The sequence below is a fragment of the New Jersey aster yellows phytoplasma genome, from assembly GCF_002554195.1.
In the GTDB taxonomy this organism is placed as follows: domain Bacteria; phylum Bacillota_I; class Bacilli_A; order Acholeplasmatales; family Acholeplasmataceae; genus Phytoplasma.
This window is the reverse complement of record NZ_MAPF01000054.1, coordinates 1-19,621: the sequence shown is the minus strand read 5'-3', so window position 1 is coordinate 19,621 and position 19,621 is coordinate 1. Positions and strand designations below refer to the sequence as shown.

The following is a 19,621-nucleotide window of genomic DNA, read 5'->3' as shown; positions in this document are numbered from 1 at the left end:
TTTTGATTTATGAATTTATTTGAAATTTTTTGGTTTCTTTTCTTTTTTTAATTTATACACAAAACGAACACATACAAAAACCATAAACATCAACATAATGCAATTAGCACTGAAATTGGCAAATCCATATGCATTATTTATTTTAATGCTTGTTTTTTCTTCATTTCCAAGCCAAACATTTCTAAAGAAATAAAGGGCAGGTATTCTAAAAAGAAAAACACGACCAAAACTTAAAATAAATCATATTTAGGTTGTTTAGCTGCAATTAAAAAAGTAGAAAAAACTTCTAATTGTGTAGTTAATAGACCAGTTGTTAAAAGAGCACCTAACAAAAAAGATTTAAATCCTGGGTTTTTTTCATGCAACATATTTAATGTCATTTGGTCTTTTTCTGCTTTACCTAAATTTTTAAAAAATAAGCATAAATCATCACCAAAACCAAGTCCCCAATATTCTTTAGGAGCACAAATTAAATACATAACTGCAAATACTAAAAAACAACACAATGAGGTAAGAATTAAAGTTTTAATCGCTCTTTTGTTATTTTTGTTTCCTAAGTTTTCAGAAACAATCATTAATTGCCCTTCTTTTAACGAAAAAGATATTTGAGCAAATAAAGTAATGATGCTATCAGCAACTCCAATTGCACCTAAGCCGCCCAAACCTTTAAATTCGAAAGGCGTTCCAGCTAAAAATGGTTTATCATATGTGCTATCTACCATAAATAAGGTAAACATTCTTCCGCCTTCATAAATAAATTTTCCTAATGTTAAAGTAATACTTAATTTCAAAATAGTTTTAAGTAATTTTTTGTCTTGTAAAAAAGTTTTAAAAGAAAAATCACCTAAACTTAAAAATAAAGGATTTTTTTGTTAAAAAGAGTGAAAAAAGCAACCATTGTAATAGATAAATAAGCAAGACATGAAGCTGTTTGCAACCCCAAAACGTTGGGACACAATGCTTCTAAACCAATTCCTTTAATGCCAAAACATAAAGTGCTTAATCCAATTTTTAAACCCATCATAATACAGTTTAGAACCAAAATTTTTTTAAGTTTTCCCAAAATTCTTTCAGTTCCTAAAAAGAAAACATTAATAGCGGCTAAAATAGTTCCCAACATTTGTAATCTAAAAGCGTTAATGCAAAGGTTTTTTTCCTCTGTTGTGATTGGCATTGACACTCCGTTAATTAATTTTTCTTTTAAAAAAAGACCACAAATAGGACTTGAGAAACCAATCATAACACAAGCTACAATCAAACTTACTACGAATAATAAAACAAAAACGCTAGATGCTATTTTACGAGCTTTTAAAGATTTGATATTTTTGTTTTTGCCCACTTCGCGTGAAATTAATGCAACTCCTGTAATCCCTAAACAAACCCCTACTGCTTCTACAATGCTTTGAGCAGATTTGGAAAATTGAATGTAGCTTTGAACTCCTTCTGGTAGACCAGCTGCAAAAAAAGTATCAACACTACCGAAACAAGCTTTAAAAACATTAAAAACAACAATAGGAAAAGAAATAATCCATAAAGCTTTTAATAAGTTTCCCTCCAAAACAAACCTACTTATTTTATCTTTTTTATTAATTAATTTGTTTTTCGTCATTTATTTAAAAAACCTTCCTTTTGATTTAAAATTAATTGAAATAAATTGATAAATTATTATATTTATTTTTTATTGCATTTATTGTGCAAAAAAAGTATAAATTTAAAAAACAAATGGCAGTTATTTAAGGATTTTTAAAGATTTTCAAAAAAATTTTTAGGATTATTTAGTTTAAATTTTTTTGTTTTCTTTTATCAAGCATCTTTAATGAAAAAACATAACAAAAAAATACTTATTAAATCTAAAATAACTGCAAATTGTTTTCTTAACTACTCTTTAAGTATAACATATAAAAAAATAAGTGTTAATATTTTTGCTACTCCTAAAGATAAAAAACAACTAAAAAAATGAAACCCCAACCCAAAAAGCTAATAAAATTATTCCAAAAATCAACTTCATTATTTTTTGCAAACTTTTTTAGACAATAAATATTTTTTGCAATATTTTAGTTTTATTTTTCGAAAAAGACCCAAATATCACAAAATTTTTACAAAAAGCATAAAAATAATACGTTTTAATTGCAATATTTGATTAATTCGTATACAATTTAAATGTAGCTGTTAATAAATCAAAAAATCCTAAGACTAGCATAAAAAGTTTTTTTCATAAAAAAATATTAGTTAGTTTTTGAAATGCCCAAAAATTTACTTAAAATAATAATTTATATTTTGGATAAAGATAAAAGAAAGCCATTTTAAAACCAAACCAAACCAATCATATTATATTTTATTATTTTTTAAAACACTTTGGAAATTTTTCAAGTATACTATTTTTTTACTTATTAACATTTAACAACCTATTTATTTCATTTATTTTCATTTTAACTCGCGTACGCGGTTTTGTTAAAAAACAATTACCAAAAAAATGATAAAACAATATTTAAAAAAATAAAGGAGACTTAATTTTAAAATGAAAAATAAAAACCAAAAAACAAAAGAAAACAAAAAAATTGCTGTGTTAACTTCAGGTGGCGATGCTCCTGGAATGAATGCAGCTATTCGTGCTTTAGTTTTTGAAAGTTCAAAACAAGGATTTGAAGTTTTCGGCGTGAAAGATGGTTATTTAGGGCTTTTTAATAACCAAATTGAACTCCTAAATCCTCAAACATTTCCTCGCGTTCTTAACGTATCAGGTACTTTTTTGGGAACTGCGCGTTTTTTAGATTTTCAAAATAATTTAGATGTGCGCAAACAATGTGCAAAAAATTTAAAAACTTTAGGAATTGATAAATTAGTTGTAATTGGTGGTGATGGCTCTTATAAAGGAGCATCCAAATTGAACGAACTTGGCATCAAATGCGTAGGACTGCCAGCAACTATTGACAATGATATTTACACCACTGATTTTACTATTGGATTTAGCACTGCCCTCAATAATATTGTAGATGCCATCGAAAAATTGCGCGATACTTCTGTTTCTCACAAACGATGCAGTATTATTGAAGTTATGGGTCGCAACAAAGGAGATTTGGCTTTATTTGGTGGGCTTGCTGCAGGAGTAGACGTTATTGTTACTCGCGAAAATCTTTTATCCCAACAAACTATTTGCCAAAAAATTAAAGATTTGCGCCAAGCAAACAAAAGACATGCTATTGTAGTTGTCACTGAACACATTTTTGATGTTTTAAGTTTAGCCAAAGAGGTAGAAAATTACAGTGGTTTTGAAACTAGAGCCCAAGTTTTAGGACACATTCAAAGAGGTGGTAAACCAACTGCAGAAGACTTATTACTTGCTTTTAGAATGGGAAGTTATGCCGTTTCTTTATTGCAAAAAAACATTTTTAATTGTGCTGTTGGCACTTGTGGACTTAATTTGCATTACACTACTTTTGGTGATCTTTTTGAAAAAACTTATGAAAAAAATGAATTATTTAATGTGGTATCTAAATTGTTGTAAAATGATTGTAGAATAAAATATTTTATTTATCAAAATTAACTTTTGTACTTCCAAATTCGAAACCCCAAATAAATCACAATTGATTTTGATATAAATACTAAAAAAATAAAACGGAGTATATTTATGTCTGCTGAAAAAAATCATGTGCCACACTTTTCCAAACCCACCAACCAAACCCCTAAATCATTTAAAAGACCTATTTGGATCAATTTAATTATTCTTACTTTTCCCATTGCTATTTATTTGTTATTTCAACAATTATCTGTATCTATTGATTTTTATATTATCGGAAACGAACCCAATTCCAGCACCAATTTAGATAAAACCATTTCTTATATGGCACAAATTAAAAAAATTTTGCAAAGTGTTGCTATAGCTTTGGGTGGAGCGGGTGTTATTTTAGTAGCTAGAGAATATAAAAAAAAGAATTTTACCAAAGCCAAACAATATGCTACCCTAGCTTTTTTATTGGCAATTATTTCTTCCTTATTCTTTTTATTGGTTTTGGGTTTAGGTGTCCTTTTGCCAGCTCCATTTGGAGATATATTTTTAAATAAAAGTTATCGTAGCCAAAACGGACTTACATATTATTATCTTATTTTAATTACTTTTGTAGCTATTACTATCAATGCAGTTTTTATTGGATTGGAACGCGCCAAGGAAAAAACTAGATTTGTTTTAATCCTTAATATTTGCCTTATCATTACAAGAATTAGTATTTCTTTTGCTTTTAAAGCAATCAAACAAAACCAAGTTAATTTAATTGATTTAGCCCTATCTGATTTAATTGCTAATTTATTACTTACTTTGGTAACTTTTTATTGTATGTTTAGTTCTAAAAATATTTTTAAGTTGCAATTAAAAAACCTAGTCTTTTCTAAACGCACAGTAAAAACTATCCTTAAATTAGCAGGAACATTAATTATTGCCAAATCTACTTATGAAATTGGAAAACTCATTATTCTTGATATGATGGACAATTATTTTACCAAAGCTCAAGAAAACTTAGTAGATATTTTTGGATTTGTTATGGCGGTTAATGGTATTTTTTATGCTATTTCTAATTCTTTTGAAGATAGTCAATCTGCTATAGTATCTCAAAGTGTTACTTTTCAAAGTAATAGCAAAACTTTTAAAATCTTTAAAAATATTGTTGTAATTACTTTTATTATAGGAATTATTGGAGTATTTATAAATCAATTTTGTGGTGAACAATTATTGCGCGTCTTAAAACCCGAAAAAGATTTTACCAAAAAAGAAATAACATCCTTTAAAGAAATCCTCAATTGGGAACAAACTTCTTTGTTTTTTTCTGTATGGACTTCTTTAATGATGGGTTATGTCGTATCTTATAAAAAAAATGCTAATCTTATTTTTGTAATTAATCTTTTAAGAGTTGTTTTAAGGATAACTATTTTATGGTTTTTGCATGATATATTACCCCAATTAAATTTAGATGTTTCAATTTCTGATGCTACTCAATGTGGTTTAAGTACTTTTGGAAGCAATATTATTGTCTTTTTTACAACCACTTATTTATTTTACTCTTTTTTGCGCCAAAACAAAACCAACCAAATCCCACGTTTTAAGAAAAATAAAAATAATGCTTTACAAACCAAAACTATTAATTAAAAACTAATACAATATTAAAAAATGTTAAAATATTTAAATAAAATGAGAATAAAATATTTAATAAAAATAGAATAAAGCACCAAATAAAAAAATAAAAGGAGTAAAATTACACAATGTTGAAATTAAACCTTGAAGGGATTTATAATTTTTTAGATTGGCGCAAACATACCCAAACTTATGCCCCTCAAATTAAGTCCATACACCAAAAATTACATCAAGACAAACAACTAAAAGAAAAATATTTGGGTTGGTTAGAACTACCTTTACATTTTGATTTTAAAGAAATTGAAAAAATGAAACAACTAAAAAATTTCCACCCCAATTTAGATGTTTTAGTAGTAATTGGAATTGGAGGTTCTTATTTAGGAGCTAAAGCAGGAATTGAATTTTTGCAAACACCCTTTAAAAAAACTAAGCCAGAAATTCTTTTTGCAGGTCATCAAGTATCAGGCAATTACTTAACTAATTTGCTCCATTTTCTTAAAAACAAAAATTGGGCAATTAATGTTATTTCAAAATCAGGCACCACTTTGGAACCAGCACTTGCTTTTAGAATCTTGAAAAAAGAAATAGAAGAAAAATATGGCAAACAACTTGCCAAAAATCGTATTTTTGTAACTACCGACAGCCAAAAAGGCGTTTTGTTAAATTTAGCTCTTAAAGAAGGTTATCAAACATTTGTTATTCCTGATTCTGTGGGCGGAAGATTTAGTGTTTTTACAAGCGTAGGCATCCTTCCTTTTGTTTTTGCTAATTTAGATGTTGCCTCAATGATGAAAGGTGCTTTGCAATCTTATCACGATACTTTTCAAGAAGACCTTTTGCAAAATCAAGCCTATAAGTACGCTTTAGCAAGGTATTTATTCCATACCCAACAAAACAAAAAAATGGAAATATTGGTAAGTTACGAACCAAATCTCCTTTCTTTTTCTGAATGGTGGAAACAATTATTTGCTGAATCTGAGGGCAAAGAAGAAAAAGGGCTTTTTGTAGGAGCCACCAATAATTCTACTGATCTGCATTCCTTAGGGCAATTTATCCAAGAAGGCACCAAAATGCTTTTTGAAACAGTTTTAAATGTTTCATCAATAAAAGATGATTGTGTTGTTCCTCATATTCTAAATGAACTTGACAATCTTAATTATGTAGCTGGAAAAACTTATTCTCAAATTAATCAAAAAATTCTTCAAGCCACTAGACAAGCCCACATTGAAGGAAAAGTTCCTAATTTAGAAATTGTCATTCCTACTTTGGATGCCTATCATTTTGGATATTTAGCGTATTTTTTCCAAAAAGCTTGTGCAATGTCAGGTTTGTTGTTAGGAATTAACCCTTTTAATCAACACGGAGTAGAAATATACAAACAAAAAATGTTTGCTTTATTAAAACCATAATTGCAATTATTACAAAAATATTCATTTATTACACATTAAAATACATTTTTTAGCAAAAAACCATTATAATATTTATGGTTAGTAAATTTAAATATTTGTCCCACAAACAAAATTTATTTTATTTTTCATTTTATAATTAAAAACTAATTTAAAAAAGGAGTATTAATTATGCCATATATTGAAAGCATTTTAGCACGCGAAGTGCTAGATTCAAGAGGAAACCCTACAGTAGAAGTGGAAGTTTATACAGAATCAGGAGCGTTTGGAAAAGCTATTGTTCCTTCAGGAGCTTCTACCGGACAACACGAATCAGTTGAACTAAGAGACTGTGATGCCAAAAGATTTTTAGGTAAAGGTGTTTTGCAAGCTGTTAAAAACGTTACTGAAGTTATTCAACCAGAATTAGAAGGTTATTCTGTCTTAGAACAAACTTTAATTGATAAATTATTAATTAAAGTTGACGGAACTCCCAACAAATCTAATTTAGGTGCTAACGCTATTTTAGGTGTTTCTTTGGCTTGTGCTAAAGCTGCAGCTAACTACTTAAATCTTGAGTTTTATCAATATGTAGGAGGCGTTTGGCCTAAACAAATGCCAGTTCCTATGATGAATGTTATCAACGGCGGAGCTCACGCTTCTAACAGTGTTGATTTTCAAGAGTTTATGATTTTACCAATTGGAGCACCATCTTTTAAAGAAGCTTTACGTTACGGGGCTGAAGTTTTTCACCATTTAGGAAAAATCTTAAAACAAAAAGGGCTTCCAACTACAGTAGGAGACGAAGGTGGATATGCACCTGACCTTAATTCTAACGAAGAAGCCTTACAAATCATTTTGGAAGCTATCAAAAGTGCAGGATACGAGCCAGGAAAAGATATTTTTTTAGGAATGGACGTTGCAGCTTCCGAGTTTTATGATAAAAAAATTCAAAAATACGTTCTTGCATCTGAAAATAATAAATCTTTTAGTAGCAAAGAATTAGTTCATTATTACGAAACTTTAGTTGCTAAATATCCAATTATTTCAATCGAAGACGGACTTGATGAAAATGATTGGGATGGATGGAAATACTTAACCCAAAAATTAGGTAACCAAATTCAATTAGTAGGAGACGACCTATTTGTTACTAACACCCAAAAATTAGCTAAAGGAATTGAAAACAAAATAGGAAACTCTATTTTAATTAAATTAAATCAAATAGGAACTCTAACAGAAACCCTAGAAACAATTGAAATGGCAAAAAAAGCTTCTTACACCGCTGTTATTTCTCACCGTAGTGGCGAAACTGAAGACACAACTATTGCTGATTTAGCTGTTGCTACTAATTCGGGTCAAATTAAAACTGGTTCTTGTTCGCGTACTGATCGTATTGCAAAATACAATCAATTATTAAGAATTGAAGACCAATTAGTAGAAGCTCCCTTTTTAGGATTAAAAACTTTTTATAATTTGAAAAAATAAATCCCAACTAAAAACAAAATAACATTATTGTTGACAAGACCATCGTTTAAGATGGTCTTTTGATGTAAGGAGTTTGGGAATATGACTAAAAAATTTGTAGGATTAATTATTTTAGATGGCTTAGGCTTAACCGACCAAAAAGAAAATAACGCTTTTCATTTGGCAAAAACTCCCTATCTAGATTATCTTTTAAAAAACTTTCCCAACACCACTCTTAAAGCCTCAGGTGAAGAAGTGGGCCTTCCCCAGGGTCAAATGGGAAATAGTGAAGTAGGACACCTTAATTTAGGAGCAGGAAGAGTTGTTTATCAATCACTTACTCAAATTAATAAAGCTATTCGTGATAAAACTTTTTTTACTAACAAACAATTTCTCCAAGCCATCGAACATGTTAAAAAAAATAACAGTAAAATTCATCTTTTAGGGCTTATCTCTGATGGAGGAATTCATTCTCATTTAGATCATTTTAAAGCTTTATTTGATTTATTAAAAGAAAATAACTTAGCAAACAACACCTTTTTACACGCTTTTACTGATGGAAGAGACACAGGCACTCATTCAGGCATTAATTACATTAAAAACCTTCTTGATTACGGCTTTAATATTGCTTCTGTTGCTGGTAGATATTATGCTCTTGACCGTGATAATAATTGGGACCGCATCAATTTAGTCTATAATATGCTTACATCCAAACAAGCCCCTGTTATTACCTTGTCATTAGAAAAAACTATGCAAAATTTTTATAATCAAGGAATTACAGATGAATTTATTACTCCTTTCATTACTGATCCAAATGGTTTAATTGATGATAATGATGCAGTTATTTTTGTTAATTTTCGTCCTGACCGCGCTATGCGTCTTGCAACTGCTCTATCTAATCCTTGTGCCACTAATGCTTTTTGTTCTGAGGGCAAAACCAATTTTTGCGGTAATAAATTAGTAAATAATCTTTTTTTGGTAACAATGACTCAATACAACGTTCAAGTTAAAAGTGTAGTTGCTTTTGAAAAAAAACTTTAAAAAATATTTATGGTGAAGTAATTGCCAATTTAGGAATGCACCAACTAAGAATTTCGGAAACTGAAAAATATCCTCATGTAACTTTTTTCTTTGATGGTGGCAAGGAACTACAATTAAAAAATGCAGATAGAATCTTAATTCCTTCTCCCAAAGTAAAAACTTATGATCTTAAACCCGAAATGAGTGCTTTAGAAATTACCAACGCTGCTAAAACTGCTATTTTTTCTCGTAAATACGATACTTTAATTCTTAATTTTGCAAATCCTGATATGGTAGGACATACTGGTTTTTTAGATGCTACTATTAAAGCGGTTCAAACAGTAGACAGTTGTCTTAAAGAAGTTCTAAACGCTATTTTTGCAGTTAAAGGCAAAGCTTGTATTGTAGCAGATCATGGAAATGCCGAAAAAATGAAAGATAACCAAGGGAATCCACACACAGCTCATACTACTAATTTAGTTCCTTTCATTGTTACAGATAAAAATGTTGTCTTAAAACCAGGGTCTTTATGTGATGTTGCGCCCACAATGCTAGATTTATTGGAAATTAAAAAACCTCAAGAAATGACAGGAAATAGTTTAATTAAAAAACTAGTTTGATTGTTAACTTTATTATTTAAGAATGCATAATTAATTATTTAGGTAATAATTTTGAAAATAAAAAAATCACAAAAAATAATTTATCAATCATTTATAAAATTAATTATTTATATTACATCATATTTATGAATTTATTAGTTATTTTATTTTTTGTGAAGAATCGGAGTAATTTATAATGAAAAAAGACAAGCAAATAAAGATTTTTGGTTTTCACCCTTTAATGTTTCTTTTTTTGTAGTTGTTTATGCTTTACATCTTTTTGCAGTTAAAGAATGGGGAATAAAAAAATTATATCACCCTCTTTTAACCCCTTTATTTATTATTTTTATCTTAGGATACGGGCTTAACTTTATTGGTGATAGTGTCCCTTATTTAAATAAAATAGGATTAGGATTTTTGCTTTGTATTTTTGTTCCTTCTTATTTGGTTTATAGAGGGTGGATACCGAAAGATTTAGCAGATAAATGTAATGAAAATTTTTTCAGTACCAAAACACCAAATAATCATTTAGGATCTGATTTTGCTAACTTTTTTATAACTTGTGTTATTGCTGGAAGTATTTTAAGTGTTGATAGAAATTTATTAAAAAGATCACTTTCTAAGTTTCTTCCTTTAACATTAATCATTTGTTTAATAGCTATTTTAAATGTTGGTTTTGTGGGGTATTTATTTAATTATCAAAAACCAGAAGGATTTAGCACTCAAGGTTCGTTTTTAGACTCTATTTTTTATGTAGCTGTTCCGTTAACAAATGGGGGAACCAATTTAGGTATTAATGGTTTTGCAAATGGCATTTATAAAGAAGCTTTTCCTCAATTAGATCAAAAAACTATTAGAACAGCAATTATAGTGCCTTTAATTATGGCTAGATGTTTAAGTATTTTATTTGCTGGCTTAATGTATGTTGTTTTTGATAAAACTAAATTTAGTGGCAAAGGAAAATTAGAATATAAAAATAATAAACTTACACCCAAACCAACAGAGAAAAAAATTCCTTTAGAATATAAAAATATCGGCATGGGTTTAACAATGATTTTTGTATTATTTAGTTTAAGTGGTCTTTTAAATAAATTATTATGGGCTTATTTAGAATCGTTAGTTTATTTTATTCTTTTCTTAATTTTGATTAGAATTTTTAATTTATTATCACAAGAAAATCAAAGTCATATTTCTCAAGCAGGACAAGTAATATCTAAAAATTTCACTACTCCTATTTTAGCAGGTTTAGGGATGACAGTTAAATGGCAACAATTAATGGGAGGAATAAAACAAATACCTGTTTTAACTATGGTTTTAACTGCTTTATTGGTAGTTGTTTTAATATCCTTTGTTCTTTCTAAAGCTTTTGGTTTTTATCCTTTTGAAACATCTCTTACAGCTGGTTTAGGTGCTTTAAGTGTAGGAGGAACCGGACATTTAGGAATAATGTCAATAAGTAAAAGAGACAATTTATTACCTTTCATTATGATTGCTACTAGAATTATTGGACCTATTATTTATACTTTGGCTTATTTCTTATTTAAGTTTTTTTATATGTCATAATGTTTTAATTTAACTAATTTTGACAATTATTTTTATATATTTTTAAAACCAAAAAAGGATGTAGCTATTCATGAACAAAACTAAAATAATTTGTACCTTAGGACCTGCTTCTTATGAAAAAAACATTTTACAAGCTTTAATTCAAACAGGTTTGAATGTAGCAAGATTTAATTTTTCTCACGCTCAATACGAACAAACTAAACTTTTAATGAAAACTATTAAAACTATTAGCGATAAATTAGACAAACATACAGGACTTATGTTAGATACCAAAGGGCCTGAAATTAGAACTCACAAATTGGATGGTTTAGTAACAATTCAAAAAGATTCTGAAGTAAGAATATCTATGACAGAAGTTTTAGGTAATGCTAAACTTTTTTCAGTTAGTTATACTAATTTATACAATGAATTAAAAGTTGGCGATATGATTAATATTGATGATGGATATTTATCTTTGGAAGTTGTAGGCAAAGATGAATCCAAACAACAATTAGTTACTAAAGCCAAAAATACTCACTCCATCAAATCTCGCAGAGGTGTAAATGTTCCTAAAGTTAATTTAGAAATGGACTTTATTTCTCCTAAAGATTATCAAGATATTGTTTTTGCTGCCCAACAAGATTTTGATTATATTGCTGCTTCATTTGTTAGAAAGTCTCAAGATGTCCAAGATATTAGAAAAATTTTACAAGAACAAGGAAATTCAAACATCCAAATTATTTCTAAAATAGAAAATCAAGAAGGTGTTGATAATTTAGAAGAAATCATTCAAGAATCAGACGGCATTATGGTTGCAAGAGGTGATTTAGGAATAGAAGTTGATGGTGAATTAGTACCGCTTTACCAAACGCGTATTATTAATAAATGTTTAGAATACGGTAAACCAGTTGTAGTAGCTACTCAAATGTTAGAATCCATGCAAAGAAACCCACGCCCAACCAAAGCCGAAACTTCTGATGTTTTTAATGCAGTTAAAGAAGGTACAACCTTTACTATGTTATCAGGCGAAAGTGCTTCAGGTGAATATCCTGTAGAAGCTGTAACTTATATGAAAAAAATTAACTATCAAGCTGAAAAAGTAGTTAATTATCAAGCTTTATCACAAGTATATCAACCTAAAAACTTCAAAGAAAATCTTTTATTAAGTGCTGTTGAATTGGCTTTTCGCACTTTTGTTAAAGCAATTGTTGTTTATGATTTAGAAGATGCTTATAATGTTTCTAAATTTCATCCATCCGTCCCTGTTTTGGCTTTAGTTAAAACTGAACAAGAAGCTCGTCGTTTATTATTAAATTTTGGTGTTTTTCCTTTTGTTTCTGAAAATAAATTACAAACCAAATTGGAAGAACTTACCCAAAAGCAAATTAGTAATTGTATTGTTATTAAAGATGGGAAGATTTATTTTAAATAATAACAAATTAAATAAATATTAAAAAACAGTAGATTGAATTTACAATCTACTGGTTTTTTTAAATTTTGTAATAAAGTGTTTTTGATTGTCCTGTGTGTTTAGAATATACATTAATTTTTCTAAGACTTTTGATATGAGTATTCGAAAACAAACCTTCTGTTTTGTAATTATAAAAAGGAAATTTTAACTCTAAATTTAGTCCATCAAGTGAACAAGGTACTTCAATTTGACATTCAACAGGAAAAGTGGCAATAATTTCATTAGTATTAATTTTTTTTAAAGAAATATGTTTGACATTCAAATAAGAAGGTCCACCTAAAAAAGAGCCTTTTTCATAAATAAGGTCAGTGCAAAAGTTGTTTTGAATAAAGTTTTTGTCATTAAAAGGGTTTTCATCTTGCCAAAGAATATACATATTTTGAGCGCCATTACCTAAAGTTTTTAATGCCTCCAAAGAATAGCAATTATTAGCTTTATCTCTTGTGCCTCCATCAAAATAAACTAATAAAAGGTTTTTGGGTGGTGGTTCTTTGATGCGAGAATCAAAAAAAACTGTGGATTGGATAATTTGAGAATTATACAAACCATAAGAAAAGTTAATTTGATAATGTTGATTAGAAAAGTTTTTTCGTAACCATCCTAACGCCATATCTTTATCGCTTTTTTTTCCTAAATATACATTATAAATATTCATTCCTTGGATTTGAGATTCTAATTGAGGTTTAATTTGTTCACTAAATTGTTTTTCTAGTTCCTTGGGTTTGTTTTTTTCATTTTCCAAAATTAAGATTTTTTCTTTTAAATCTATAATTTTTTGATTTTGGTAAACTAGTTTTTTTTGCATCATTTTTCTTTTATTTTTGGCTTTTTGTAAATGAGGATTTTTTTTGATAGTTTGTGATCTGTTGTTTTGGTTTGGTTTGGGAGTTGATTTTGGTCTGTATTTGTGTGGTTCTTTTATTTCTTCAATTTCTTTTATTTGTGGATACAATGTTTTTGGGGATTTTTGATTGGGATTATCTAAATTGTTTTCTTTGGCTTCTGGAACTTGTTCTTCAATTTTTTCATTTTGTTTTTTTGGTAAAACTTGTAAATCATTATAATTAAAATTTTTGGAGGATAAAGAAGTATTTTTATTAGAATTTTGTGAAGCTTCTAAAGCAAAAAAGTTATTTTGCCATCCTAACCAACCAAACATTATTAAAAGTATAGAAAAGATTATTATTGCAATAATTATGTTTTTTTTAAAAGATGGTATTTTCACTTATCTTTTTTTCCAACATTTCTATTTTATTTTTTATATTTTTATAAATATAAAATAAAAAAGAGGTTATAAACCTCTTTGATATTTTTTAATTATGATTGAATATTTCTTTTTTTAAAAATAACAAAAAGCAAACTTAAAAAAGTGATTGAAATGAATATAATGGAAGCAATAACAATATAAAATCCATAATTTTTATTTTCGTTATTATCTGTTTTTTCGTTTGTTATTTTAGGAGTTAATATTGTTTGTGAGTTATTTGGCAACTCTTCTTCATTTGACATAGAAGTTGTTATTTTTTCAGATAAAGTATTGCTATCACTTAATAAAAGCGTTACTGCTTCTTTAACTCTTTTTACAACTAATTCTTTAGTTGAATCTGGGCTTCCTATTTCTTCTGCAATTACATTTTCAATTGTTTCATCTAATTGACTTTTTGTTATGGATGAATCAATTGGAATATTATAACTTTTTTTAATTTCTTCAATGAACTCTTCTTTATTTATTTTTTTAATTTGATAACTTAATTTAGCTTTTCCTTTATATTTAGGAGATTTTTCCAATGCTTGAATGGTTATAACACCTTTTACGCGATCTTTTTTAGGGAAATCAATATCTTCTTTTGTAATTATTAAACCATCATTTTTATCTTTGATTGCATTTAATAAATCCTCATTAGAAACTAATGCCTCACTGTGCATTTTACTTAATTCTATTTCCCCTAAAGCTTTATTTTTAATTAAATCATTTAGGTCTTCTTTGACATTAAAAATAACTTCCACTTGACCTTTAATTTTTTTAGAATTTTCTTGTGCTTTGATAATTGCTTTGTTATTGATTATCGAAATAACTTCTAAATCTTCTCCAATAGAAATACCACTTTTATTTTTGTAATTTTTTGCAAATTTTTCAATTATTTTTTTTCATTTGGTGTATTTTCAAAAGATCCTATATGTTTTTCAATAGTATTGATATCTATTGGTTCTGTTGTAATAGCTTTAAAGTGCAATTAAAACTTATTACAAATAAGATCAAAAGTAATAATGCACTTAAACAATAAATAAACCTTTGTTTTAAACAAGGTTGTTTTTGGTAAATATTTTTCAATGATTTTATATTTTTCTTTCTAATATCTTAATCTTTGCAAAATACACAAATTTGTAAAATGCAAAAATTTTAAGATGAACTAAAGAATTTTAAACGAATTTATTACTAGCGGTTTTTTAAAATTTCTTGAATTCCTTTAAAATCCACTAATATTATAACTTAATCAAAACGAAAAAGAAACACTTTTTTTTTATAAAAAAATATTTTTCTTTTTTTTAAATGCTAAAAATAATGTTAAAATTTAAGTATTAGGGTGTAGATAAAATATAAAAATAAATGTAGAATTAATATTTTTTGTTTTTCTGCTTTATGCCTTTTTCCCTTATTTTCGTGCAAAAATATGATTATTATGTGGATAAATTATTGATGTTATGAAAGAATTATTAATAAAAAATGTCTTTATCTATGCTTACATTTTTGGTTTTTATATTTTGCAAGTGCCTCCAATAAAATATACAAACAAAAAAACAACACAAAAAACGAACAAAAAATTAAAATTAACAAAATTACCAAAAAAATAAAATAATAAAAAAGAGGTTATAAAATGATTGATTTTAAAAAAGAGGTTTTAAAAAGAAAAGACGCCTTAATTGAGGCTTTGCAAACATTATTAAAAATTAACACCGAACTTACTACTTTTGACCCTAATAGAACAGGCGCTCCTTTTGGAAAAGGCAACCAACAAGCCCTTAATTTTATGCTTGATTTGGGATCCCAAAGCGGCTTTAAAACCCTTAATTTGGAAGGATACGCTGGTCATATTGAATACGGAGACCAAAAAGAATGGGTTGGTATGATTGGTCATTTGGATGTTGTTCCTGCAGGAACCGGCTGGTACTATCCGCCTTATGAGGCTTTAATTGTTGATGGCACACTTTATGGCAGAGGAACACAAGACGATAAAGGTCCTACAATGGCAGCTTTCTGGGCTTTGAAAATATTGCACGAACTAAATTTACCGCTTTCCAAAAGAATTAAATTAATTTTGCGTGTCGATGAAGAAACTGGATTTCGTTGTATGAAACACTATTTTAAACAAATTCCTGAATTACCTGTATCTGGTTTTGTTCCGGACAGCCATTTTCCTGCTATTTATTGCGAAAAAGGAATTGGGGATTTGACTTTTGAAGGTGAAGTTTTAGATAATAGAATTGTAAGCATTCAAAGCGGACAAGCCTCTAATGTAGTTCCTGATTTGGCACAAGCAGTTCTAAAATTTGATCCTAATTACCTAGATTTATTCCATAATTTTGTTCAAACTACAAATATCAAAGCCACATTAGAAACCCAAGGAGATTTGTTAAAAATCGAAGTGCATGGCATTTCTGCTCATGGTTCGACTCCTGAAACAGGGGAAAATGCCCTTTATGATTTGATGAAAGTCCTTAAATCATTGGGAATTAAAAATAATTTGGTTGATTTTTTTGACCAATATTTGTTAGATAGTCTGGATGGAAAAAAATTAGGCATTAATCACTTTGATGAAGAAACTTATAATTTAGTTTGTTTTTCTGGAGTTTTAAAATTAGAAAATAATCAAACCTTCTTCACTCTTAATTTAAGATATCCTAAAGGAATTACATTTGAAAAAATCCTTTTTCAATTAGGAAAAGCAGCCAATAATCAACATTTTTGCCTCAAAACTACTCTTCATCATCCCATTATGTATATTGATCCTAAAAGTGAATTGATGCAAACGTTATTGAAAGTTTATCAAAAACACACTAATGATTTATTTTCCAAACCTATGTGTGTTGGTGGTGGTTCTTTTGCTAAATGTGCTCCTAATTTAGTACCTTTTGGACCCACTTTTGTCGATGAAGTTTCCTTAATTCATCAAAAAAATGAATCTATTTCAATTGACCAATTAATTGCTTTAACTGCCATTTACACAGAAGCTTTATATCTTTTGTCCCTGTAAACAACAAACATTTGTTCAATTAAAAAACAAGGAGTTTTAAATTATGAATACTTATTTAGATTTATGTCGTTTTATTTTTCAAAAAGGCAGTTTCAGAAAAGACCGCACTAATACAGGTACCAAAAGTGTTTTTGGTTACCAAATGCGTTTTAATCTTGAAGAAGGTTTTCCTTTGTTAACTACTAAAAAAATGAATCTTAGATCAATTATCCACGAACTTTTATGGTTTTTAAAAGGGGATACTAATATTTTTTATTTGGTACAAAATAATGTTAATATTTGGAATGAATGGCCTTATCAAAAATATCAACAATCAGATTTTTTTCAAAATGAAACATTGAAAGAATTTGTGAAAAAAATCAAAAATGATCCCCTTTTTGCCACCAAACACGGTAATTTAGGTCCTGTTTATGGTAAACAATGGCGCGATTTTAATGGCGTTGATCAAATTAAATTTTTAATTTCTGAAATCAAAGCCAATCCCAATTCGAGGCGTTTGATTCTTAATTCTTGGAATCCCTCCTTATTAAATCAAATGGCATTGCCGCCTTGTCATGTCTTAATTCAATTCTACGTTCACCAAGGCAAACTCTCCTTGCAACTATATCAACGTAGTGGAGATGTTTTTTTGGGAATACCTTTTAATATTGCTTCTTATTCTTTATTGCTTATGATGGTAGCACAAGTAACTAACTTACAACCTTACGAATTTATCCACACTTTAGGAGATGCCCACATTTATTCCAATCACATAACACAAGTTCAGACCCAAATTCAAAGAACCCCTAAAAAACTACCTCAAATGATTTTAAATCCTGACATTAAAAATATTGATGATTTTAAATTTATTGATTTTATTTTAAAAAATTATCAATGTGATGGCATTTTGAAAGGTGATATTGCTGTATGATTAATTTAATTACTGCCTTTGATGGCAATTATTTGATTGGCAAATACAACAAATTACCTTGGCATTATCCCCAAGATTTACAATATTTTAAAAAAATTACCCTCAATAAAAATGTTTTAATGGGGTATGAAACTTATAAATCTTTAAAAAGTTATTTCAAAAACAAGCCTTTTAATTTTAAAAACACTTATGTAGCTTCTTTAAAGCATGATTTAGAATTGCCTAATTTTACTGTAGTTTCTGATTTGCAATCTTTTTTGGAAAGTGATGTTGCCCAAGAAATTTTTATTATTGGTGGAGGAAAAATCTATCAACAAACCTTACCTTGGGTAACAACTTTATACATCACACACATTTTACAAAGACATCAAGGAAACGTTTTTTTCCCCAAAATTGATTTATCACAATACCAATTAATCCAAAAAGAAATTCATCCACAATTAATTTTTGCCATTTATCAAAAGAAATTAGATACGCCCAAATGTTGACTTTTATTTTTTTTGCCATTTGGTTTACATTTGTTTTTTTTCAAATTCCCAAAACTATGCCAGTTGATTTTTCTTTTTGCTACAAACTGCCAGTTAATTTAATTTTTGGTTTGTTGTTGTCTTTTTTTATAACGTTTATAATTTTGGTTTTTTGTCTCGTTTTGATGACCTTTTTACCTCCTAACCATTATTTTAAAGGGTTTGTTTCTCTTAATTTGTCGCGTTTTGTTAACCGTTTTTTAAGAATTAAAGTAGTAGTTCAAAATCCCCATTTGATTCCTTCAAAAGAAAACGTTGTTATTTATGCCAATCACAAGTCGTACACTGATCCTTTTGTTATTGCAAGTGTTATTCCGAGAACTTTGTCGTTTTCTCCCAAACAAAATTTTAATTGTTTTTTTGGAACTGCATGGTTTTTAAAATTAGCTTTTTTGTCTTTGGATTGTATGGTAATTTCAAGGGATGAAATCAGAAAAACTGCCCAAAATTTAATAAATGCAGTTCCCAAAGTTAAAAATGGTATGGTGATGGTAGTTTTTCCTGAGGGAGGTATTAAAGATAGAAATAATGAACAAGCAATGCCACTTTTAGGAGGGGCTTTCAAAATTGCTTGCAAAAGTCAAGCTTCCATTTTGCCTTTAACTATCAAAGGAGCCAGTCAAATCAAAAATAAGCGCTTTTGGCAAAAAAAAGTAGTGGAAATAATTATTCACCCTCCTTTAAAATACGATAATTATTGCAATACAAATATGCATCAATTAGCTATTGATGTGCAAAATATTATTAACTCTAGTTTTAATTAAAATAATTATATTTTAACTTATTTTGGTGTTATAATAAAATAGATGCTTAAAGAAATGCATAAAAAAGAAATATTTTTTTAATAAAGAAAGGTTTATAATATGATTATTTTTAAAACAATTGCTTATTTTAATCCCCATTTAGATGATTTATGTTTTTTTGAAGAAAAAGAAGGAATCACTAAAAAACTAGTTTCAGCTTTAGAACCAAGCAACAAACAATCAGGGCCTGTTGATTTATTTTGTCTTTGTTGGGCAATTTGTTTTTATAAAACTTCCAAAAAGATTTTAGCAGAACAAGATTACACAAATAAAGATTTAAAAGTAAAAGTAACTTTAGAAATGCAAAAAGATGATAAAGGTTTTTATTTCAAACCTACTGCTATTTTAGGAATCCAAGATATGACGTTGGAACAAACTGAAATAATTGCAAATGCAACTCATAAACGATGCCCTATTTCTCGTTTAATTAGCGCTGATGAAAATGTTTCTGTTAAAGTTGTAAATTACAATGAATTGATTACAGAATAAAATTTTCAAGTTTATATAATAAAAAACACCTTTTAT

At 28.2% G+C, this 19,621-nt stretch carries 15 protein-coding genes and 1 pseudogene; 12 read left to right on the top strand and 4 right to left on the bottom strand.

The annotated features are described in order from the left end of the window. Window positions 1–230: 230 nt before the first annotated feature. On the bottom strand, window positions 231–737 hold the full coding sequence (locus BBA70_RS02270; RefSeq protein ID WP_252861585.1) for a hypothetical protein: 507 nt from the start codon (window positions 735–737) through the stop codon (window positions 231–233). Window positions 738–850: 113 nt separating this feature from the next. After that, the gene (locus tag BBA70_RS02265) at window positions 851–1,609 is read right to left on the bottom strand and encodes a hypothetical protein (protein ID WP_252861584.1); all 759 of its coding nucleotides are present in this window, start codon (window positions 1,607–1,609) and stop codon (window positions 851–853) included. Window positions 1,610–2,518: 909 nt separating this feature from the next. Here BBA70_RS02265 and BBA70_RS02260 point away from each other — a divergent pair. The 7 genes and pseudogenes from BBA70_RS02260 (at window position 2,519) to pyk (ending at window position 12,564) form a co-directional block, all read left to right on the top strand. Continuing rightward, window positions 2,519–3,505 (top strand): ATP-dependent 6-phosphofructokinase, encoded by a 987-nt coding sequence (locus BBA70_RS02260; RefSeq protein WP_252861583.1) that lies wholly within the window; start codon window positions 2,519–2,521, stop codon window positions 3,503–3,505. Between the two features lie 123 nt (window positions 3,506–3,628). Then, entirely contained in the window at window positions 3,629–5,137 is a 1,509-nt protein-coding gene (locus tag BBA70_RS02255; RefSeq protein ID WP_011412720.1) for an MATE family efflux transporter, read from the top strand. 113 nt (window positions 5,138–5,250) lie between these two features. Then, entirely contained in the window at window positions 5,251–6,531 is a 1,281-nt protein-coding gene (locus BBA70_RS02250) for a glucose-6-phosphate isomerase (RefSeq protein WP_011412719.1), read from the top strand. Between the two features lie 168 nt (window positions 6,532–6,699). Continuing rightward, window positions 6,700–7,992, top strand: coding sequence for a phosphopyruvate hydratase (gene eno / locus BBA70_RS02245; RefSeq protein ID WP_011412718.1), 1,293 nt, complete (start codon window positions 6,700–6,702; stop codon window positions 7,990–7,992). Window positions 7,993–8,073: 81 nt separating this feature from the next. Beyond that, window positions 8,074–9,611 (top strand): annotated as a pseudogene (gene gpmI / locus BBA70_RS02240) (2,3-bisphosphoglycerate-independent phosphoglycerate mutase). A gap of 159 nt (window positions 9,612–9,770) precedes the next feature. Beyond that, the gene (locus BBA70_RS02235) at window positions 9,771–11,153 is read left to right on the top strand and encodes a 2-hydroxycarboxylate transporter family protein (protein ID WP_308495567.1); all 1,383 of its coding nucleotides are present in this window, start codon (window positions 9,771–9,773) and stop codon (window positions 11,151–11,153) included. Between the two features lie 70 nt (window positions 11,154–11,223). Continuing rightward, window positions 11,224–12,564: a pyruvate kinase gene (gene pyk, locus BBA70_RS02230; RefSeq protein WP_011412715.1), complete on the top strand. Its 1,341-nt coding sequence runs from the start codon at window positions 11,224–11,226 to the stop codon at window positions 12,562–12,564. 58 nt (window positions 12,565–12,622) lie between these two features. On the opposite strand, the gene BBA70_RS02225 is transcribed toward pyk, so the two are convergent. Together BBA70_RS02225 and BBA70_RS02220 are read right to left on the bottom strand one after the other, a co-directional pair. Further along, window positions 12,623–13,762 (bottom strand): hypothetical protein, encoded by a 1,140-nt coding sequence (locus tag BBA70_RS02225; protein ID WP_252861582.1) that lies wholly within the window; start codon window positions 13,760–13,762, stop codon window positions 12,623–12,625. Window positions 13,763–13,920: 158 nt separating this feature from the next. Further along, window positions 13,921–14,610: a hypothetical protein gene (locus BBA70_RS02220; protein WP_252861581.1), complete on the bottom strand. Its 690-nt coding sequence runs from the start codon at window positions 14,608–14,610 to the stop codon at window positions 13,921–13,923. 869 nt (window positions 14,611–15,479) lie between these two features. Between BBA70_RS02220 and pepV the strand changes: the two genes are divergently transcribed. The 5 genes from pepV (at window position 15,480) to BBA70_RS02195 (ending at window position 19,585) form a co-directional block, all read left to right on the top strand. Beyond that, entirely contained in the window at window positions 15,480–16,856 is a 1,377-nt protein-coding gene (pepV, locus tag BBA70_RS02215; protein WP_252861580.1) for a dipeptidase PepV, read from the top strand. Window positions 16,857–16,899: 43 nt separating this feature from the next. Then, window positions 16,900–17,766 (top strand): thymidylate synthase, encoded by an 867-nt coding sequence (locus BBA70_RS02210; RefSeq protein ID WP_011412711.1) that lies wholly within the window; start codon window positions 16,900–16,902, stop codon window positions 17,764–17,766. Further along, window positions 17,763–18,254, top strand: coding sequence for a dihydrofolate reductase (locus BBA70_RS02205; protein ID WP_011412710.1), 492 nt, complete (start codon window positions 17,763–17,765; stop codon window positions 18,252–18,254). Before BBA70_RS02210 ends, BBA70_RS02205 begins: the two co-directional genes overlap by 4 nt. Then, window positions 18,248–19,057 carry a lysophospholipid acyltransferase family protein gene (locus BBA70_RS02200; RefSeq protein WP_011412709.1) on the top strand — a complete coding sequence of 270 codons (810 nt, stop codon included), beginning with the start codon at window positions 18,248–18,250 and terminating at the stop codon, window positions 19,055–19,057. Before BBA70_RS02205 ends, BBA70_RS02200 begins: the two co-directional genes overlap by 7 nt. A gap of 99 nt (window positions 19,058–19,156) precedes the next feature. After that, window positions 19,157–19,585, top strand: a complete 429-nt coding sequence (locus BBA70_RS02195; RefSeq protein ID WP_011412708.1) for an OsmC family protein — start codon at window positions 19,157–19,159, stop codon at window positions 19,583–19,585. The last annotated feature ends 36 nt before the right edge of the window (window positions 19,586–19,621 follow it).

Bases quoted from the DNA above. Each gene is read 5' to 3' on its own strand.
- BBA70_RS02225 (WP_252861582.1), bottom strand. From the start codon at position 13,762: ATGTTTGGTTGGTTAGGATGGCAAAATAACTTTTTTGCTTTAGAAGCT.
- BBA70_RS02205 (WP_011412710.1), top strand. From the start codon at position 17,763: ATGATTAATTTAATTACTGCCTTTGATGGCAATTATTTGATTGGCAAA.
- BBA70_RS02210 (WP_011412711.1), top strand. From the start codon at position 16,900: ATGAATACTTATTTAGATTTATGTCGTTTTATTTTTCAAAAAGGCAGT.
- BBA70_RS02265 (WP_252861584.1), bottom strand. From the start codon at position 1,609: ATGACGAAAAACAAATTAATTAATAAAAAAGATAAAATAAGTAGGTTT.
- BBA70_RS02255 (WP_011412720.1), top strand. From the start codon at position 3,629: ATGTCTGCTGAAAAAAATCATGTGCCACACTTTTCCAAACCCACCAAC.
- BBA70_RS02250 (WP_011412719.1), top strand. From the start codon at position 5,251: ATGTTGAAATTAAACCTTGAAGGGATTTATAATTTTTTAGATTGGCGC.
- BBA70_RS02200 (WP_011412709.1), top strand. From the start codon at position 18,248: ATGTTGACTTTTATTTTTTTTGCCATTTGGTTTACATTTGTTTTTTTT.
- pyk (WP_011412715.1), top strand. From the start codon at position 11,224: ATGAACAAAACTAAAATAATTTGTACCTTAGGACCTGCTTCTTATGAA.
- eno (WP_011412718.1), top strand. From the start codon at position 6,700: ATGCCATATATTGAAAGCATTTTAGCACGCGAAGTGCTAGATTCAAGA.
- pepV (WP_252861580.1), top strand. From the start codon at position 15,480: ATGATTGATTTTAAAAAAGAGGTTTTAAAAAGAAAAGACGCCTTAATT.
- BBA70_RS02195 (WP_011412708.1), top strand. From the start codon at position 19,157: ATGATTATTTTTAAAACAATTGCTTATTTTAATCCCCATTTAGATGAT.
- BBA70_RS02270 (WP_252861585.1), bottom strand. From the start codon at position 737: ATGTTTACCTTATTTATGGTAGATAGCACATATGATAAACCATTTTTA.
- BBA70_RS02260 (WP_252861583.1), top strand. From the start codon at position 2,519: ATGAAAAATAAAAACCAAAAAACAAAAGAAAACAAAAAAATTGCTGTG.